Source organism: Massilia sp. Root418, assembly GCF_001425265.1.
Classification (GTDB): Bacteria; Pseudomonadota; Gammaproteobacteria; order Burkholderiales; family Burkholderiaceae_D; genus Rugamonas.
On sequence record NZ_LMEC01000001.1, the window covers coordinates 354,583 to 372,511 of the forward strand.

The window sequence follows — 17,929 nt, forward strand, 5'->3', positions numbered from 1 at the left end:
GGCAGTTGTTTTGGACCCGGAGGGCGGGTTAGCGAAGCGTAACCCGCCACGATCCGCCACGAACTACACGGAAACCCCATGGAATTTACCCTCTTTACTATGCTTAACGGCATCAGTTATGGACTGCTGCTGTTCATGCTGTCGTCCGGGCTGACGCTGATTTTCAGCATGATGGGCGTGCTGAACTTCGCCCATGCCAGCTTTTACATGCTGGGCGCCTACATCGCCTATACCATCAGCAGCCTGGTCGGCTTCTGGCCGGCATTGCTGCTGGCGCCGGTCGCGGTGGGCTTGCTGGGGGCGCTGGTGGAGCGCTACGGCCTGCGGCCGCTGCACAAGTTCGGCCATATCCCCGAGCTGCTGTTCACCTTCGGCCTGTCTTTCCTGATCGTGGAGCTGGTGCAGCTGATCTGGGGCCGCGCGGCGGTGCAGTATGGCATTCCCAAGGAACTGGACGGCCCGCTGTTCACGCTGTTCTCCACCAGCTTCCCGATCTACCGCGCCTTCATGATGCTGGTGGCGCTGGCCATGCTGGGCGCGATCTGGCTGGTGCTCACACGCACCCGGGTCGGCCTGGTGATCCAGGCTGCGCTGACGCACCCGGACGCGGCCGAGGCGCTGGGCCACAACGTGCCGCGCATCTTCATGTGGGTATTTGGCGGCGGCAGCGCACTGGCGGGGCTGGCCGGCGTGATCGGCGGAAACGCCTTTGTCACCGAACCGGCCATGGCGGCCACGGTGGGCAGCATCATTTTCGTGGTGGTGGTGGTGGGCGGCATGGGCTCGCTGGCGGGCGCCTTCGTGGCGTCGCTGCTGATCGGCATCATGCAGACTACGGCCGTCGCCCTGGACTACTCGCTGGCTCACCTGCTGGGCAAGGTCGGCGTGGCTGTCACGCCCGCCACGCCGGCCCATGCGCTGCTGAACGTCACCGTTGCACAGAGCGCGGCCATCCTGCCGTATCTGCTGCTGGTGCTGATCTTGATCTTCCGCCCGAAGGGCTTGATGGGGACCCGCGAATGAAAGAATTGCGCTACACGCCGCTGAACCTGGGCCGCTGGCTGATCTGGTGCGGCTATGCCCTGATCCTGCTGGCCGCGCCGCTGGTGTTCAGCAAGGGCGGCGGGCTGACCCTGCTGTCGCAGATGGGCACGGTGATGATTTTCGGCCTGTCCTACAATATGCTGTTGGGGCAGGGGGGCATGCTGTCCTTCGGCCATGCCGTGTATTCCGGCCTGGGCGCCTTTTTCGCCATCCACGCCATGAATATGGCTGGCGCTGGCCAGCTGCCGGTTCCCACCAGCCTGATTCCGCTGGTGGGCGGCCTGGCGGGCGTGGGTTTCGGCCTGCTGTTCGGCTACGTCACCACGCGCAAGGCAGGCACCACCTTCGCCATGATCACGCTGGGGCTGGTGGAACTGGTGTTCGCCAGCTCCCTGATGTTCCCCGGCTTTTTCGGCGGCGAGGGCGGCGTGACCACCAACCGCGTGATCGGCGGGGCCGTGCTGGGCATCACCTACGGACCGCAGATCCAGGTGTATTACCTGATCGCGTTCTGGCTGTTCGTCTGCACCGCCGCGGTCTACGCCTACACGCACACGCCGCTTGGCCGCATCATCAACGCCGTGCGCGACAACCCGGAGCGGGTGGAGTTCATCGGCTACGACACGCAGTGGGTGCGATACCTGGTGGTGATCCTGTCGTCCTTCTTCGCCGGGATATCGGGCGGGCTGTCGGCCATCAACTTCGAGATCGTCAGCGCGGAGAACGTCAGCGCCATCCGTTCGGGCAGCATCCTGCTGTTCACCTTCATCGGCGGCATCGGCTTTTTCTTCGGACCGCTGCTGGGCGCCATCGTCGGCATCCTGTTCTCGGTGCTGCTGTCGGATTTCACGCCGGCCTGGCAGCTGTACCTGGGCCTGTTTTTCGTGCTGCTGGTGCGTTATGCGCCGGGTGGACTGGGCAGCCTGATCATGCTGCTGCTGCGCGCTGCCAAGTTCGGCCAGTTCGGCCGCATCGCAGGCCCGCTGGGCTGGGTCTGCCTGGCGGTGCTGCCCGGACTGATCGGTTTCGTTGCCGGTGTGGAGATGCTGTACCACCTGACGCTGGAGTCGGCCAACGGCAGCGTAAAGCAGCTGTTCGGCATGGCGGTGGACACCAAGGCCGCGCTGCCCTGGGTGGTGGTGGCCGGCTTGCTGCTGGCCAGCATCCTGGCCTGGCGCAAGGTCCAGCCGGTGTTTGCGGACGCGTGGGGGGAATCCTGCGCGGCGATTGCATTGCAGACGAGGAGCGCGCGATGAAGGCACTGGAATTACTGGACGTGCGCAAGAGCTTCGGCAAGTCGGAGATCATACGCGGCGCCAACCTGAGCATAGAGCAGGGCGAGCGCTGCGCGGTGATCGGCCCGAACGGCGCCGGCAAGTCCACGCTGTTCAACCTGATTTCCGGCCGTTTCCCGCTGAGCAGCGGCGAAATCCGGCTGAACGGCCGCCGCGTCAGCGGGCTCAAGCCCTACCAGATCAACCGGCTGGGCCTGTCGCGCAGTTTTCAGATCAGCAATCTGTTCGTCAACTTGTCGGTGTACGAGAACCTGCGCTGCGCGGTGCTGTGGTCGCTGGGCTACAAGTATTCGTTCTGGCACCGGCTGGGCAAGCTGCGCGATGCGCACGAGCGGGCCGAGCAGGTACTGGAGCAGATCGGCTTGCAGCGCCAGCGCCATGTGCTGGCCGGCGTGCTGACCTATGCCGAGCAGCGCGCGCTGGAAATTGGCATCACCATCGCCGGCGGCGCGGACGTGATCCTGCTGGACGAGCCGACTGCCGGCATGAGCCGTTCCGAGTCGGACGCGGCGGTGGAGCTGATCCGCAAGGTTACGGTCGGCAAGACCCTGCTGATGGTGGAACATGACATGAGCGTGGTGTTCGGGCTGGCCGACAAGATTGCCGTGCTGGTGTACGGCGAGGTGATCGCCTGCGACACGCCGGAGCGGATACGCGGCAACGCCGCAGTGCAGGCCGCCTACCTGGGCGGCCACGAGGAGGAGGCGGCATGACAGGGGAAACGATGCTGGACATCCGCAATCTGCACGCTTACTACGGCAAGAGCCACGTGCTGCACGGCGTGGACCTGCACGTAAAGCCGGGCGAGATCGTCAGCCTGCTGGGGCGCAACGGCGCGGGGCGTTCGACGCTGGTGAAGGCGGCCATGGGGCAGGTCAGCGCCACCGGCACGGTCAGGCTGAAGGGGCAGGAGATGCTGGGCCTGAAGGCTTACCAGATCGCACACCAAGGCCTGGGCTATGTGCCGGAAAACCGCGATGTGTTCCCGACCCTGACCGTGGAGCAGAACCTGGTGCTGGGACAGAAGAAGAACGGCAAGACCGGCCGCTGGAGCCTGGACGATATGTACCGCATGTTCCCGCGTCTGCAGGAGCGGCGCGCGGTGGCGGCCGGCGTGCTGTCGGGCGGCGAGCAACAGATGCTCACGCTGTGCCGTACGCTGATGGGCGATCCGGACCTGATCATGATCGACGAGCCGACCGAAGGGCTGGCGCCCAAGATCGTAGCGCTGGTGGCGGAGTATCTGCTGGCGCTGAAGGAGCGCGGCATCTCGGTGCTGCTGGTGGAGCAGAAACTGGCCATAGCCATGGAGATTTCGCAGCGCGTCTACGTGATGGGGCACGGTTCCATCGTGTTCGAAGGCACGCCGGCCGCCTTGCGCGCGGACGCGGCCGTGCGCAAGGAGTGGCTGGAGGTGTGACGCCGCCTGTCAGGGCGGCAGCAAGCGCGCCAGCTTGTCGATCAGGCTGCCGCAGTCGAACACGCTGAAGGAAAGGCGGCTGCCATCGTCCTTTTCCATGTCGATCACTTCGGCCGCTTCGCTTTGCAGGCTGGCGCCGGCAGCCTGGTTGCGCATCAGGCGCGGCGCCGCGTAGCGCTGGCTGTCGGCAACGGTGATGATGTCTTCCACGCCGTCCACCAGTAATCCGTAGCGCTCGTCGCCGCGTTCCACGATCAGGATGCGCGACTGCTCGCCCGCTTCCTGCGTTGCCATGCCGTACAGGCTGCGCAGGTCGATCACGCTGACCATCTGTTGCCGCAGCTTGAGCACGCCGCGCAGGTAATCGGGCGTGCCGGGCGGGCGGGTAATGTCGTTGGAGAAATTGATGATCTCGCGCACCTGCTTGATCTCCACCGCGAAGGCCTGCTCCATGCGGAAGGTGAGATAGACCTGGCGCGCGCCCTGGCGCTTGTCCTTGCCGGCCGCCGCGTGCTGGCCGTCGAGTGGGTAGAGGTTGGCATGGCCCTGGCGCATCTCGGCTATTTCACTGTGGGAGAATATGCCGGCGTGGTCGAGCAGGACGACGTCGCTTTGCTCGGGGCGCGTGAGGCAGCCGCCGAACATGCCGGCGCGCGCCTTGCTCAGCAGCGGGATGGGCAGCAGTTCGTCGTTGTAGAAGTGGATAATGCTGTCGACCGAGTCCACCAGGAAGGCTATGCTGGCTTCGCCAATGCGGGTCACCATGATGCGCTGGTCCGGGTCGGCGGCATCCGTGCTGCGAGTGGCGGCGCCGGCACTCAGCAGGGCGGCGAAGTCGACCACGGCCACCGGGTTGCCGCGAAAGTTCATGCGTCCCAGGCACAGTTTGCCGGCCAGTACGGACGGCTGCAGTTCCGGCACGCGCACGATTTCCTGGATGGCTGCCATTTCGAAGGCAAAGCAGGTGCCGGCCGAGCGGAAGCTTACGCAGCGGCGGCGTTCGCCCTGGGCCTGGGCGCGCTGCAGGCGCTGTTGGCCGCTGGCCCGCAGCGAGAGCACCTGCGGCACGTTTTCAATGCGGATCAGCTGGTTGGCGTCCAGCACTTGCAGCAGCCGGTTGCCCTGTTCCAGCAGGATGGTGCCGGCGATGACACCGGGCGTGGCGCCCGGCGCGTACTGCAGCACGCTGCGCTGCTCGGGGCGCACGCGCAGGATTTCCCCGGTGTCGTCGAACAGCATGCCGACCAGCACGTCCTGGTGGTCGATAATGGCGACCTTATGGCCCGGCGCGGCGGGCCCGGCGGCGGGATTGAACACGCGCCCCAGATTGACGATGGGAATGACAGCGCCGCGCAGCGTGAACATGCCTTCCAGGTAGGGCGGCGACAGGGGCAGGGCGGTGATCTTGGCGGGCAGGTTCACCACTTCGCGGATGCACACCGCCGGCAGGGCGAATTCGTCCGGCCCGAGGAAGAAGGAACCATACAGTTCGGTGGCGGCGGCCGAGGCGGAGGCCGCCTTGACGGCGGACGCCGCCACGGCGGCGGCGCTGGCGGCCGCGCTGGCGAGCTGGCTCATGTCCTGGCCGCTGGGCTGGCCGGGAGGGGGCAGGGGGATGCTCAAATTTTCAATGGTGTTCATAGCGGGCTTCCTGGCCAAATGGCGTGATGTCCTTGATGGTGTAGCTCTGCCGCGCGCAGTCGATCAGCAGCTGGCGGCCGTGTTTGCCGCCCAGTTCGCAGTAACCCACCTGCAGGCCGCACTGGTCGAGGTATTTGCGCGCGGCTGCGGCGTTTTCCCTGCCCACGCACAGCCGCGTGGAGTGCAGCATGCTGGCGCCCCCGGCCAGGATGACGGTGATGTCCGGATAGTCGGCCTCGCGCGCACCCATCTGGCGCAGCAATGCGGGCACTGCCTGGCTGACGTAGCGTGCGCCCGCGTCATGCAAGGCACCGGAAGCGGTGGGGCAGCCGCCGGGCGGCTCGGGAAGCAGGCAGTGCGCCAGGCCGCAGCGGCCGCCTTTTTCCCACAGGAAGGCGATGCCGATGCACGAGCCCAGCACGGCTTGCAGCTGGCCGGCGCGTCCCGCCACCTTCAGTTGGCCGATGCCGACTTGCAGCGCCTCGCTGCTGGGCCGTTCCGGCGTGTCCGCTTGCGCCTGGGCCAGGGACTCGGGAAGGGGCTGGCGGCTCATGGCTGGCTCCCGCGCAGTGCGTAAATCATCGGCGCTTCGAAACTGAAGCCGGAGGCCAGGCGCTGGATGCTTTCCGACTCGCCCAGGATCAGGCGCGCTTCGGGCTTCATGCTGGGGCGGGCACAGTCGATCACGGCCTGCTGGTGCTCGGCGTCGAAGTAAATCAGCACATTGCGCAGCAGGATCAGGTCGAACTGCCGGGCCGGGCGCAGCGGCTGCAGCAGATTGTGGCGCGTGAAGCTGATGTTGCGCTTCAACTCATCCCGTACCCGGGCATCAGCGCCGTCGGCCGTGAGATAGCGCGCGTACAGCGCAGGATAGGCGGCGCGCAGCCGTTCCACCGAGCGCCCGCTGTAGCGGCCGGCGGCGGCCAGATCCAGCATCTGTTGCGAAATATCGCTGGCGAGGATGCGGTAGCACAGCGGACCATGCTGCAGCTTGAACTCCTCGCACAGCATGGCGGCCGAATACAATTCCTCGCCACTGGCGGCGGCAGCCGACCAGATCTCCAGGCACTGGCCGGGATGGCTGCGCTGCCAGCGGGGCAGGAATTGCCTTGCCACGTAATCCCAGATCTGCGGGGTGCGGAAAAACTGCGTGTCGTTGGTGGTGACCAGGTCGATAAAATGGGGCACTTCGCTGCGGTCGCTCTCCACCCGGTCCATATACGCCTGGTAGCTGGCCAGCGCCAGCGCCGCCATGCGCGGGCGCAGGCGGCGTTCCAGCAGCACGCTTTTGCGCTCGTTCATGGCGATGCCGGTGTGCTTGCGCACCAGGGCGATGAGCGCCGTCAGCGTCGCGGGGCTGAGTTCTGCCACGCTGCCCATGGCTTAGACCACGAAGCCCGAGACGATCTTGTTGAGGCCGGTGGCGCTCTGGTTCAGGCTGTCCGTGGAACGGGCGATGCTGTCGCAGTTGGCGGCCGACTTCTCGGTTTCCTCGGCAATGTACTGGATCGCCGTGCTCACTTCCTTGGCCGTGAGCAGCTGCTCATTGGCCGATTTGGCAATGTCGGAAATGGCCAACGTGGTGCGCGATACGCCGCTGACGATCTTGTCGAAGGCATCGCTAGCCTGGCGCGAGATCTCGCTGCCCGCCGTGACGCGCTTGACGGACTCGTTGATCAGCTTGGAAATTTCCTTGGTGGCCTGCGACGAGCGCTCGGCCAGCTTGCGCACCTCGTCGGCCACCACCGAGAAGCCCAGGCCGTGCTCGCCCGCGCGCGCCGCCTCGATGGCGGCGTTGAAGGCCAGCATATTGGTCTGGTTGGCGATCTCGCTGATGACCTTGACGATTTCGCCTATGTCTTCCGATGAACGGTTGATCAATTCCATGGCTTCGATGGACTTGGCCACTGCCTTGGCGCCGGCCTCGGCTTCCTGCTGGGTGGCCTTGGCCAGGCTGTCCGCGCTGCTGGTGTTTTCTGCGATCGAATTGATGGAGTTGGTCAGGCCGTCGATGGAGGCGTTCATTTCCTCCACGGTGGCGCCCAGCGCCTGGGTGCCCGTGGCCACGCCGCTGGACCGCTCGGCGATGGCCAGCGAGGCTTGCGCGAAGCCGCTGGCCGAGGTCACCACGTTGGCGATCACGCCGCGCAGGTCGGCGATCATCTTGCCGATGCCGCGGCCCAGTTCGTCCAGCGGCTCATCGCCTTCCGACACGATGTTGCAGCTCAGGTCGCCCTGGGCTGCCTTGGCCACCGAGGCGAGCAGGGAGTCCACCTTGCGGCTGTCGGATTCGGCCTTCACCTTGGTGCTGTGCTCCAGCTCCACCTGCTCGGTGACGTCGCTGGCGAACTTCACAATCTTATAGGGCTTGCCGTTCAAATCAAGGATGGGATTATACGTGGCCTGTATCCATATTACTTTGCCATTGTTGCCGATCCGTTTGTATCGGCCGCAATCGAATTCACCCCGATTTAACTTTTGCCAGAATTTCTTGTATTCCAGGCTATTGGTGTAGTCAGGCTCGCAAAACATGCGGTGATGCTCTCCCTGAATATCTTCCAGGGTATAGCCCATTACTTCCAGGAAGTTTTCATTGGCTACCAATACGCAGCCATGGATGTCGAATTCAATCACCGCCTGGGCCTTGCCGATGGCGGTCACCTTGCTCTCGTACTCGGCGCTGCGCTGGCGGGCGGCGGTGATGTCGGTGGCGAACTTGATTACTTTGTACGGCTTGCCGCTCTCGTCGAGGATGGGGTTGTAGGAGGCGCTGATCCAGATCTCCTTGCCGCCTTTGCCCAGGCGCTTGTAGTCGGCCTGCTCGAATTCACCCTTGGCCAGGCGCAGCCAGAAGTCGCGGTACTCGGCCGTCTTCACGTACTCCGGTTCGCAGAACATCGCGTGATGCTTGCCTTGCACTTCCTCCAGCGTATACCCTAGCGTGCGCAGGAAGTTATCGTTCGCGCTCAGGATGTTGCCAGCCAGATCAAATTCGATCACGGCTTGTACACGGTTAAGCGCGGTATTGATAGCTTGCAGATCCATCTCCTGCGTTTGGATTTGGCTGGGGGCATGCATATCCATGGCATTTCCTTAAATGTTAATTCGCTTGTTAAAGGCCGGCGGAGAAACTGCGGCGGTTAATGTGATATTTGCGAGAGTCGGTGAGAATTGGTGAGAATTACGTATGCTGGGAAATCAAGAAATTGATTCTCGTCATTATTTTCCCGCTATCACATAAACGCAAGCGAAGGATTGAGTTTTATCAAGTTAGGTGTCTGTTTCATGCGAAACGATTTGCAAGGTGGCACGACCTCGGCGCCCGCTCTGGCGCACTTGGCAAGAAATAACACGACCGTGCGTTTTTTTGAGGTATAGTGAGGTTTGTGCAGCCCGTCCTCACTGACATTCACTGACATTTACACTTACAAGAAGGAAGAGACATGAGTGCCGAATACCAAGTTCACGGTTCCGTAGCGGTCATCACGCTGAACAACCCGCCCGTCAACGGCCTGGGCCATGCAACCCGCAGTGCTGCGGTGCAGGGCATGCAGCAGGCGCTGGCGGACGATGCGGTGAAAGCCATCGTCATTACCGGCGCCGGCAAAGCCTTCTCCGGCGGCGCTGACATCAAGGAATTCAATTCGCCCAAGGCCCTGGCCGAACCGAGCCTGCATTCGCTGATCCGGACGGTGGAAGAATCGACCAAGCCGGTGGTGGCCGCGATCCATACCGTCTGCATGGGCGGCGGCCTGGAACTGGCGCTGGGCTGCAACTACCGCGTGGCCATGCCGGGCGCGCAAATCGCCTTGCCGGAAGTGAAACTGGGCTTGCTGCCCGGCGCCGGCGGCACGCAGCGCCTGCCGCGCGTGCTGGGCCTGGAAATGGCCCTGAACATGATCGTGTCCGGCACCCCGGTGCTCTCCGAAAAACTGGCCAAGACCGCGATCTTCGACGAAGTGTTCGCTGCCAACGCCGATTTGCTGGAATCGGCGATCGCTTTCGCCGGCAAAGTAGCCGATGCGCGTCCGCTGCCCAAAGTGCGCGACCGCAAGGTAGACTACCCGAACCACGAAGCCTTCCTGCAGTTCTCCCGCAACACCGTGAAAGCGATGTCCGGCCCATTCCCGGCGCCCCTGGAATGCGTGGAATGCGTGGCCGCCTCGGTGACCATGAAGTTCGAAGACGGCCTGAAGTTCGAGCGCGAGCGCTTCCTGTCGCTGATCCAGACCACCGAATCGAAATCGCTGCGCCACGCCTTCTTCAGCGAGCGCCAGGCCAGCAAGGTGCCGGACGTGCCGTCCGACACGCCGACCCGCGCCATCAAAAAGGCAGCCGTGATCGGTGCCGGCACTATGGGCGGCGGCATTGCGATGAACTTCGCCAACGCGGGCATCCCGGTCACCATCCTGGAAATGAAGCCCGAGGCGCTGGAAAAAGGCCTGGCCACCATCCGCAAGAACTATGAGAACACCCTGAAGAAGGGCAAGCTGACCCAGGAAAAGTTCGACCAGCGCGTGGGCCTGATCACCGGCACCATGAACTACGAGGAAATCGGCGACGCCGACATCGTGGTGGAAGCCGTGTTCGAAGACATGGGCGTGAAGGAAACCGTATTCCGCAAGCTGGACGAGGTGATGAAGCAGGGCGCCATCCTGGCCTCCAACACGTCCACCCTGGACGTGGACAAGATCGCCTCCTTCACCAAGCGTCCGCAGGACGTGATCGGTACCCACTTCTTCAGCCCGGCGAACGTGATGAAGCTGCTGGAAATCGTGCGCGGCAAGGAAACCGGCAAGGACGTGCTGGCCACCACGCTGGCGCTGTCGAAGAAACTGAAGAAGACCGGCGTGGTGTCGGGCGTGTGCGACGGCTTTATCGGCAACCGCATGATCGAGCAGTACAGCCGCCAGGCCGGCTTCCTGCTGGAAGAAGGCTGCCTGCCGGAACAGGTGGACAAGGCGGTGGAGAAGTTCGGCTTCGCCATGGGGCCGTTCCGCATGGGCGACCTGGCCGGCAACGACATCGGCTGGTACATCCGCAAGCGCCGCTACGTGGAATCGCCGGAAATCACCTACTCGAAGACCGCCGACCTGCTGTGCGAAATGGGCCGCTATGGCCAGAAGACGGGCGGCGGCTGGTATGACTACAAGGCCGGCGACCGCAAAGCTTACCCGAACGAGCAGGTCAACGCCATGATCGTCAAGCATTCCGAGGACATCGGCGTGGTGCGCCGCAAGATCAGCGACCAGGAAATCGTCGAGCGGCTGGTGTACGCGCTTGTGAACGAAGGCGCGCGTATCCTGGAAGAAGGCATCGCCATGCGCGCGTCCGACATCGACATGGTCTACCTGACCGGCTACGGCTTCCCGCTGCACCGCGGCGGCCCGATGTTCTATGCCGACACGGTGGGCTTGCCCAACGTGCTGGGCACCATCGAGCGCCTGTCGCGCGGACGCCACGGCGAAGCATGGGCGCCGGCGCCGCTGCTGGTGAAGTTGGCCGCCGAGGGCAAGGGCTTTAACGGCTGATAAGCCGGGCCCGGGCGCCGGCCCGGGGTCAGCCGATCCGCTTGCGCATGCGCGCCAGCGGCACGCTGACCGGGCCGGGCAGGGCAATTTCGAACGGTTCGACCACCTCGAAACCGCTGGCCAGGTACAGCGGCACGCCAGGCATGGTGGCTGCCAGTTCCAGTGTCAGGTAGCCCTGCGCGGCGGCCTCGCGCTGGCAGTGCTCCATCAGCATGCGTCCCAGCCCTTGCCGTGCAGCCGACGGCGCGACAAAAAAGGCGCGGATGCGGCCAGGTTCGGTTGCCGGGTCCAGCAAGCGGTCCGGGCCGGCCTTGGTGCGGTCGGCGCCGAACAGCGTGGCGCGCTTGCTCCAGCCGCCGCACGCCAGCGCCTGGCCGGCGCGTTCAATAATGAAGTAAGTCCCGTCCTCGACCAGCTGAGTATCGACACCGAACACGTGGCGCGTCACCGCCTGCGCCTGTTCCGGGGTATAAAAGCCGGCGCTCAAGGCAATGCCGGACTCGGCGATCAGCGCTTCCATGCGCGGCACGTCTTCCATGCGGGCGGGGCGGAGGATGGGTGGTGTCGTCATAAGACCATACGGTAATGCAATTCTTTTGACTAGTCCATGCCGTTGGGTATGATGTGTGCATTAGGAGAAGCAATGCACAGACTACCGAAAGTTGCTGCGGGCGTGGCCATGCTGGCCGCGGCGCTGGCGGGAACAGCTGCGGGGGCGCGCGAACTGCTGGTGGTCGGGGCGCATTTCGAGCGCGTGTTCGAGCGCCGCGCGGACGGCGAGTTCACCGGCATGGGACCGGACCTCGTGCGCCTGGTGGCGCGCCGCAACAAGGACACGGTGCGGTTCGAACTCTACCCCTGGGCCCGCGCGCAAGCCATGGTGGCTCAGGGCATGGCCGACATCCTGGTAGGCCCGTACAAGTCTGCCGAACGGCTGGAACGGATGGCTTTTTCGCGCTCGGCCTTCTACCGCGACGACATGGTGTTCTACGCCCTGGCCGGGGCTGGGCAGGCCTGGCAGGGCGATTACGCGGCCCTGGAAGGCAAGTCCATCGTGGTGATGAACGGCTGGGCCTACGGCGCCGGTTTCGACGCGGCGCGCCCGCGCTTGCGCGTGAGCGTGGCCAACAACGTTGAAAACGGGCTGCTGATGCTGACCTACAAGCATGTGGCCCTGTTCGCCAGCAACCGCCGCAATACCGAGCCGGTGCTGGCGGCGCTCAAACTGGGCCGCCAGGTGGTGGCGCTGCCGCAAGTGATCGAAGTCCAGGACGGCTACTTCGCCTTCCCCAGGCGCGCCAGCCACGACGCCATCCGCGCCGGCTTCGACAGTGCCCTCGACGCCCTGATCGAAAGCGGCGAGCTCAAGCGACTTAGCCTGCGCTACGACGTCGACATCCCATAAGCGAGCTGAGCCGCATTTTGCCTAATTTGGGGGTCAGACCCCTAAATCAGGCAGAATGCGGCTCAGGCTGCTTGGCTAGCGGCGCGTGGGGGTGAGGATGCTGGGCAGGGCCTTGGGCAGCGTTTCGGGGTAGTCGCGGCTGAAGTGCAGGCCCCGGCTTTCGCGCCGCTGCAGCGCGCTGTTGACGATCAGGCCGGCCACGTCCACCAGGTTGCGCAGCTCCAGCAGGTCGCTGGTGATGCGGAAGTTCTGGTAGTACTCGTCGATCTCTTCCTTGAGCAGGGCGATGCGGTGCTGGGCCCGCTCCAGGCGCTTGGTGGTGCGCACGATGCCGACGTAATTCCACATGAAGCGGCGCAGTTCGTCCCAGTTGTGGGCAATGACCACTTCTTCGTCGGCGTCGGTCACGCGGCTTTCGTCCCAGTCCGGCAGGTAGGGCGTTCCCAGGCGCTCCTTGCTTTCAATGTCTTGCGCGCAGGCGCGGCCGATCACCACACATTCGAGCAAGGAGTTCGAGGCCAGCCGGTTGGCGCCATGCAGGCCGGTGCAGGCGGTCTCGCCTACCGCGTACAGGCCCGGCAGGTCGGTGCGGCCTTGCAGGTCGGTCACCACGCCGCCGCAGGTGTAGTGCGCGGCCGGTACGATCGGGATCGGCTCCTTGGTGATGTCGATGCCCAGCTCCAGGCAGCGCGCGTAAATGGTCGGGAAGTGTTCGATCAGCCAGGCTGCGGGCTTGTGGCTGATGTCCAGGTGCACGTAGTCCAGGCCGCGTTTCTTGATTTCAAAGTCGATGGCGCGCGCCACCACGTCGCGCGGGGCCAGTTCGGCGCGCTCGTCGTGCGCCAGCATGAAGCGCATGCCGGCGGCCGGGCCCGCTTCGGGCGGCAGCTTGAGCAGGCCGCCTTCGCCCCGGATCGCTTCGGTGATCAGGAAGGACTTGGCGTAGGGGTGGTACAGGCAGGTGGGATGGAACTGGATGAATTCCATGTTGGAAACGCGGCAGCCGGCGCGCCAGGCCATGGCGATGCCGTCGCCGCTGGCCGTGTCCGGGTTGGTGGTATACAAGTAGACCTTGCCGGCGCCGCCGGTGGCCAGCACGGTATGCTCGGCGGCTACCGTGTGCACTTCGCCGCTGCGCACGTCCTGCACGTACAGGCCGTGGCACTTGGGCTGCAGGTTGCGGCGCTGTTCCTTGCCGTCCAGCTTGTCGGAGGTGATCAGGTCGATGGCGCAGTGGTGCTCGAACAGGCTGATGTTGGGGTGCGCGCGCACCTTCTGTTCCAGCGTGACTTGCACGGCGTGGCCGGTGGCGTCAGCGGCGTGGATGATGCGGCGCTGGCTGTGGCCGCCTTCCCGTGTCAGGTGGAAGCCCAGCTCGGCGCTGTCGTCGCGCGTGAAGGGCACGCCCTGGTCGATCAGCCATTCGATGGCGGCGCGGCCGTTTTCCACGATGAAGCGGGTGGCGTCCGTGTCGCACAGGCCGCCGCCGGCCACCAGGGTGTCGGCGATGTGCTGGTCGTGGCTGTCGCCCGAGTCGAGCACGGCGGCGATGCCGCCCTGGGCCCAGTTGCTGGCGCCGTCAAGCAGCTCGCGTTTGGAAATAATGGCCACCTTGCGCGTTTCGGCGAGGTGCAGGGCCACCGACAGGCCGGCCAGGCCGCTGCCGACAATCGCAACATCAAATTTCATGGTTCTCTGTTCAAATTGCTGAGTAGGAAGCAAGACTATAGACGATTTGCCGCAGGGCTGTCATGCGCTGGTCATTTTTGCGCAAGATGTTGATCTGGCGCGGGTTTGCGGCGCGCCGGGCTTGTTGCGGCTCAAGACGCTTGCCAAATGTGCGCGGCATCATGGCGGAACCACTGCAGGCGCGGTGGCGCGGGCGCCCATCCGAGGGGCGCGGGAGCGAGCCGTGATCCGTATTTTCAACCATTATGTGCCGCGCATGGCCTTCATCCTGCTGCTGATGGAGGTGCTGCTGCTGTTGGCCACGGCCGGGCTGGCGCTGGCGTGGCTGGCCGAGGCGCAGCGCGCCGTGCGCCCGGGCAGCGTGTATTGGAGCGCGCTGCTGTTCGCGTTGCTGATCGTACTGAGCATGGGCACGCTGGGCATGTACCAGTCCGACTTCCGCCTGCATCCGGGCGACGCGGTGCGCCAGACGCTGCTGCGCATCGTGCCGGCGCTGCTGCTGGCGTTTGGCCTGCTGAGCGCGCTGTCCCGCATGCTGCCGGGCCTGCGCGCGGCCCAGTTGGGCACGGCCGCCTTCCTGCTGGGCGGCTGCGCCGTGCTGCTGACACGTTTGCTGCTGTTTTCCACCGTGCGCGCGGACCGCATGGCGCACCGGCTGATCCTGCTGGGAGACGGCGCGCTGGCGCAGGAATGCATGGAGCTGGCCGCAAGCAAGCACGGCTTCCAGCGTTTCCAGGTGGTGGGCTGCGTGCCGGTGCCGGGCGAGGAGCGCCGGGTGGCGGTGTCCTGTTTGCTGCCGGCCGGGCCGTCGCTGCTGGAACTGGCGCGCGCCCACGGCGCGGGCGAGGTGGTGGTGTCGCTTGGCGACCGGCGCGGCGGCGCCTATCCGCTGAGGCAGCTGCTGGAATGCGTGCTGGGCGGGGTGCGGGTGGTGGACGCGGCCGCCTTCTTTGAGCGCGAGGCGTGCCAGATCCGCATCGATTCGCTGCAGCCGAGCTATCTGATCTTCGGCGGCGGGTTTGACCAGAGTTTTCTGCGTGCAAGCGTGAAACGGACGTTCGACCTGGCCGCCAGCGGCGCGATCTGCCTGGCGGCCCTGCCGGTCATGCTGCTGACCGCGCTGTGCATCGTGGCCCAGGATGGCGGGCCGGTGTTTTACCAGCAGGAGCGGGTGGGCCGGGACGGGCGCTTGTTCAGGGTGCTGAAATTCCGCAGCATGCGCTGCGATGCCGAGGGCGACGGCACGCCGCGCTGGGCCGCCCAGGACGATCCGCGCGTGACGCGGGTGGGGCACTGGATACGCAAGCTGCGCATCGATGAACTGCCGCAAATGCTCAATGTGTTCCGCGGCGAGATGAGCTTTGTCGGGCCGCGCCCGGAGCGGGCGTATTTTGTCGAGCAGCTCGGCAACGAGGTGCCGTACTACAACGTGCGGCACAGCATCAAGCCGGGCATTACGGGGCTGGCACAGGTGCGCTACCAGTACGGCGCCTCGGTGGACGACGCGGTGCGCTGCAGGAACTCGCGCTTGGCCTTCAGGATTTCTATCATTTCCAGCAAGCCGCGGCTGGCGGCGTACACGGCGCCGGACCAGGACCAGGCGCGCGGATCGCCTTCGTCGCCCACTTCGGCGACCTTGGCCAGGTCGACCGAGCCCACCAGGTCGGCCATGTCGGCGGTGGCCGGGTCGTGCGGCGCGTACGTGCCCACGCCGCAGCGGTCCGCCTCCGACAGGAACACGCGTTCGACAGGCATTTGCAGGAAGTCGCCGCCGTGCTGCCGCTCCAGGCAGGACCGGCAATAAGGGCACAGCTCGCCTTCCGCCACGGCGCCATAGGTGTCGCGGAACGCGGGACGCATGCTGTGCGGCAGCAGGTGCAGCGGCGATTCGTGCACGGGGCAGCCGGCCACGGCGTACAGCGCGCCCTCGGCTGTCTGGCTGTATTCTTCCAGGCCGCGCTTGAGCAGAATGACGAGGGTGGATTTGCCGCCGGAAGGCGGTCCCAGCAGGAGCAGCAGGCGGCGCCCGACCTCCGAGCCGGCAGCTGCCGCCTGGAAGTAGGCGCTGACGCGGGCCAGTGCCTCGTCCAGGCCGAACAGCTCCCCGCTGAACAAATCGCGGCCGCCGTCCTGGCCGCCGTCCGCATCGTTGCGGGCCCGGCTCCAGCGCAGCATGTCCCAGATGTACTGGTGGGAGTTGCGCGCCACCAGGGCAGGGGCCCCGGCGTCCCGGGTCACGACGTGTTCAATGAACTGGCTGAAGGTGCCACGCCACGGCTCTGCGCGGTGGCGCCGCGTGTAGGCGTGCAGGCTGTCCAGGAATTGCTGATGGTGTGCCACGGCGCTCTCCTCCGGTTGGCTCCAGTATCCGCCACGCTGCGGACAGCGGGCTGAGGGAGGTCAAGCGGAGGAGGGGAACTTTTTGCGCGCGGCAGGTTCGGGCGTGGTGCCCTTACGCGGCGTTGTGGATGCGCGCGATAGCGGCAGCGACGCCTGCGCCGTAGGCAGGATCGCAGCGCGTGCAGTTTTCGATGTGGCGGTCGATCACCTGCTGCGAGGCGCCCAGGATGGCGCGCGCCGTGTTGTCGAACAGCAGTGCCTGCTTCTCGGGCGTCATCAGCTGGAACAGCAGGCGCGGCTGGCTGAAGTAGTCGTCGTCCGTGCGCTGGTTCCAATGGTCGGCCGCGCCATCAAGCGCCAGCGGCGGCTCGCGGAAGTCGGGCTGCTCCACCCATTCCTGGTAGCTGTTCGGCTCGTACGGCGTGGCGCCGCCCTTGTTGCCGTCCACCCGCATCTGGCCGTCGCGGTGGTAACTGTGGAACGGGCACTTGGGCGCATTCACGGGGATGGACGCGTGGTTCACGCCCAGGCGGTAGCGCTGCGCGTCGCCGTAGGAGAACAAGCGGCCCTGCAGCATCTTGTCCGGCGAGAAGCTGATGCCAGGCACGATGTTGGCGGGATTGAAGGCCGCCTGTTCCACTTCCGCGAAATGGTTTTCCGGGTTGCGGTTCAGTTCCAGCACGCCCACTTCGATCAGCGGGTAGTCCTTGTGCAGCCATACCTTGGTCAGGTCGAAGGGGTTGTACGGGCAAGTGGCCGCTTCCTTCTCAGGCATCACTTGTACGTACAGCGTCCATTTCGGGAAGTCCTTGCCTTCGATGCTGTCGTACAGGTCGCGCAGATGGGTCTCGCGGTCGCCGCCGATGCGGGCGGTAGCTTCCTCGTCGCTGAAGTTCTCGATGCCCTGCTGGGTCTTGAGCGTGAACTTCACCCAGTGGCGCTCGTTCTGCGCGTTGATGAAGCTGAAGGTGTGGCTGCCGAAGCCGTGCATGTGGCGATAGCTGCGCGGAATGCCGCGGTCGCTCATCACCACCGTCACCTGGTGCAGCGCTTCCGGCAGCAGGGTCCAGAAGTCCCAGTTGCTGTTGGCGCTGCGCAGGCCGCTGCGCGGGTCGCGCTTGATGGCGTGGTTCAGGTCGGGAAACTTGAGCGGGTCGCGCAGGAAGAACACCGGCGTGTTGTTGCCCACCAGGTCCCAGTTGCCTTGCTCGGTGTAGAACTTGATGGCAAAGCCGCGGATGTCGCGCTCGGCGTCCGCCGCGCCGCGTTCGCCGGCCACCGTGGAGAAGCGCACGAACAGCTCGGTCTGCTTGCCGATTTGCGAGAACAGCGATGCCTTGGTGTATTGGGTAATGTCGTGCGTCACCGTGAAGGTGCCGTAGGCACCCGCGCCCTTGGCGTGCATGCGGCGCTCGGGGATCACTTCACGGTCGAAGTGGGCCAGCTTTTCCAGGAACCACACATCCTGCAGCAGGGCAGGGCCGCGCGGGCCTGCGGTCTGGATATTCTGGTTGTCGGGGACGGGCGCACCGAAGGCGGTGGTCAGCTTGTTCATGTAGAGTCC

The 17,929-nt window shown here is 65.2% G+C and carries 15 protein-coding genes and 1 pseudogene; 7 read left to right on the forward strand and 9 right to left on the reverse strand.

Annotation, left to right across the window (positions count from 1 at the left end):
* Positions 1-78: 78 nt before the first annotated feature.
* From ASC94_RS01410 to ASC94_RS01425, 4 genes are read left to right on the forward strand one after another with little or no spacing between them, the layout of a single operon-like run.
* Complete coding sequence (locus tag ASC94_RS01410) at positions 79-1,023, forward strand: branched-chain amino acid ABC transporter permease (RefSeq protein ID WP_056389674.1); 945 nt, start codon at positions 79-81, stop codon at positions 1,021-1,023.
* Positions 1,020-2,300 (forward strand): branched-chain amino acid ABC transporter permease, encoded by a 1,281-nt coding sequence (locus ASC94_RS01415; RefSeq protein WP_056389677.1) that lies wholly within the window; start codon positions 1,020-1,022, stop codon positions 2,298-2,300. The genes ASC94_RS01410 and ASC94_RS01415 overlap by 4 nt, the downstream gene beginning before the upstream one ends.
* A complete protein-coding gene (locus tag ASC94_RS01420; protein ID WP_056389680.1) occupies positions 2,297-3,052 on the forward strand; it encodes an ABC transporter ATP-binding protein in 756 nt (251 codons plus the stop codon). The genes ASC94_RS01415 and ASC94_RS01420 overlap by 4 nt, the downstream gene beginning before the upstream one ends.
* 11 nt (positions 3,053-3,063) lie before the next feature.
* Positions 3,064-3,759, forward strand: coding sequence for an ABC transporter ATP-binding protein (locus ASC94_RS01425; protein ID WP_056389682.1), 696 nt, complete (start codon positions 3,064-3,066; stop codon positions 3,757-3,759).
* Positions 3,760-3,768: 9 nt separating this feature from the next.
* On the opposite strand, the gene ASC94_RS01430 is transcribed toward ASC94_RS01425, so the two are convergent.
* From ASC94_RS01430 to ASC94_RS01445, 4 genes are read right to left on the reverse strand one after another with little or no spacing between them, the layout of a single operon-like run.
* Complete coding sequence (locus ASC94_RS01430) at positions 3,769-5,400, reverse strand: chemotaxis protein CheW (RefSeq protein WP_229417126.1); 1,632 nt, start codon at positions 5,398-5,400, stop codon at positions 3,769-3,771.
* Positions 5,387-5,953, reverse strand: coding sequence for a chemotaxis protein CheD (locus ASC94_RS01435; protein ID WP_056389685.1), 567 nt, complete (start codon positions 5,951-5,953; stop codon positions 5,387-5,389). Before ASC94_RS01435 ends, ASC94_RS01430 begins: the two co-directional genes overlap by 14 nt.
* Complete coding sequence (locus ASC94_RS01440; protein WP_056389689.1) at positions 5,950-6,780, reverse strand: protein-glutamate O-methyltransferase CheR; 831 nt, start codon at positions 6,778-6,780, stop codon at positions 5,950-5,952. Before ASC94_RS01440 ends, ASC94_RS01435 begins: the two co-directional genes overlap by 4 nt.
* A 3-nt stretch (positions 6,781-6,783) precedes the next feature.
* On the reverse strand, positions 6,784-8,484 hold the full coding sequence (locus ASC94_RS01445) for a PAS domain-containing methyl-accepting chemotaxis protein (RefSeq protein WP_056389692.1): 1,701 nt from the start codon (positions 8,482-8,484) through the stop codon (positions 6,784-6,786).
* Between the two features lie 359 nt (positions 8,485-8,843).
* Here ASC94_RS01445 and ASC94_RS01450 point away from each other — a divergent pair, with 359 nt between their 5' ends.
* Complete coding sequence (locus tag ASC94_RS01450) at positions 8,844-10,931, forward strand: 3-hydroxyacyl-CoA dehydrogenase NAD-binding domain-containing protein (protein WP_056389696.1); 2,088 nt, start codon at positions 8,844-8,846, stop codon at positions 10,929-10,931.
* A gap of 28 nt (positions 10,932-10,959) precedes the next feature.
* Here ASC94_RS01450 and ASC94_RS01455 read toward each other — a convergent pair whose 3' ends face one another.
* On the reverse strand, positions 10,960-11,502 hold the full coding sequence (locus ASC94_RS01455) for a GNAT family N-acetyltransferase (protein ID WP_056389700.1): 543 nt from the start codon (positions 11,500-11,502) through the stop codon (positions 10,960-10,962).
* Positions 11,503-11,574: 72 nt separating this feature from the next.
* Between ASC94_RS01455 and ASC94_RS01460 the strand changes: the two genes are divergently transcribed.
* Complete coding sequence (locus ASC94_RS01460; RefSeq protein ID WP_082616009.1) at positions 11,575-12,336, forward strand: ABC transporter substrate-binding protein; 762 nt, start codon at positions 11,575-11,577, stop codon at positions 12,334-12,336.
* A gap of 75 nt (positions 12,337-12,411) precedes the next feature.
* Here ASC94_RS01460 and nadB read toward each other — a convergent pair whose 3' ends face one another.
* On the reverse strand, positions 12,412-14,025 hold the full coding sequence (gene nadB / locus ASC94_RS01465; RefSeq protein WP_056389703.1) for an L-aspartate oxidase: 1,614 nt from the start codon (positions 14,023-14,025) through the stop codon (positions 12,412-12,414).
* Between the two features lie 10 nt (positions 14,026-14,035).
* Entirely contained in the window at positions 14,036-14,188 is a 153-nt protein-coding gene (locus ASC94_RS32230; RefSeq protein WP_157201236.1) for a hypothetical protein, read from the reverse strand.
* A gap of 114 nt (positions 14,189-14,302) precedes the next feature.
* Here ASC94_RS32230 and ASC94_RS01470 point away from each other — a divergent pair.
* Positions 14,303-15,478: pseudogene (locus ASC94_RS01470) on the forward strand (sugar transferase); the annotation flags it as partial.
* Positions 15,479-15,501: 23 nt separating this feature from the next.
* Here the strand turns inward: ASC94_RS01470 and ASC94_RS33410 are convergent.
* Together ASC94_RS33410 and ASC94_RS01480 are read right to left on the reverse strand one after the other, a co-directional pair.
* Positions 15,502-16,365, reverse strand: a complete 864-nt coding sequence (locus tag ASC94_RS33410; protein WP_229417128.1) for a hypothetical protein — start codon at positions 16,363-16,365, stop codon at positions 15,502-15,504.
* Between the two features lie 112 nt (positions 16,366-16,477).
* Positions 16,478-17,920 (reverse strand): catalase, encoded by a 1,443-nt coding sequence (locus ASC94_RS01480; protein WP_056389708.1) that lies wholly within the window; start codon positions 17,918-17,920, stop codon positions 16,478-16,480.
* Between the last annotated feature and the right edge of the window lie 9 nt (positions 17,921-17,929).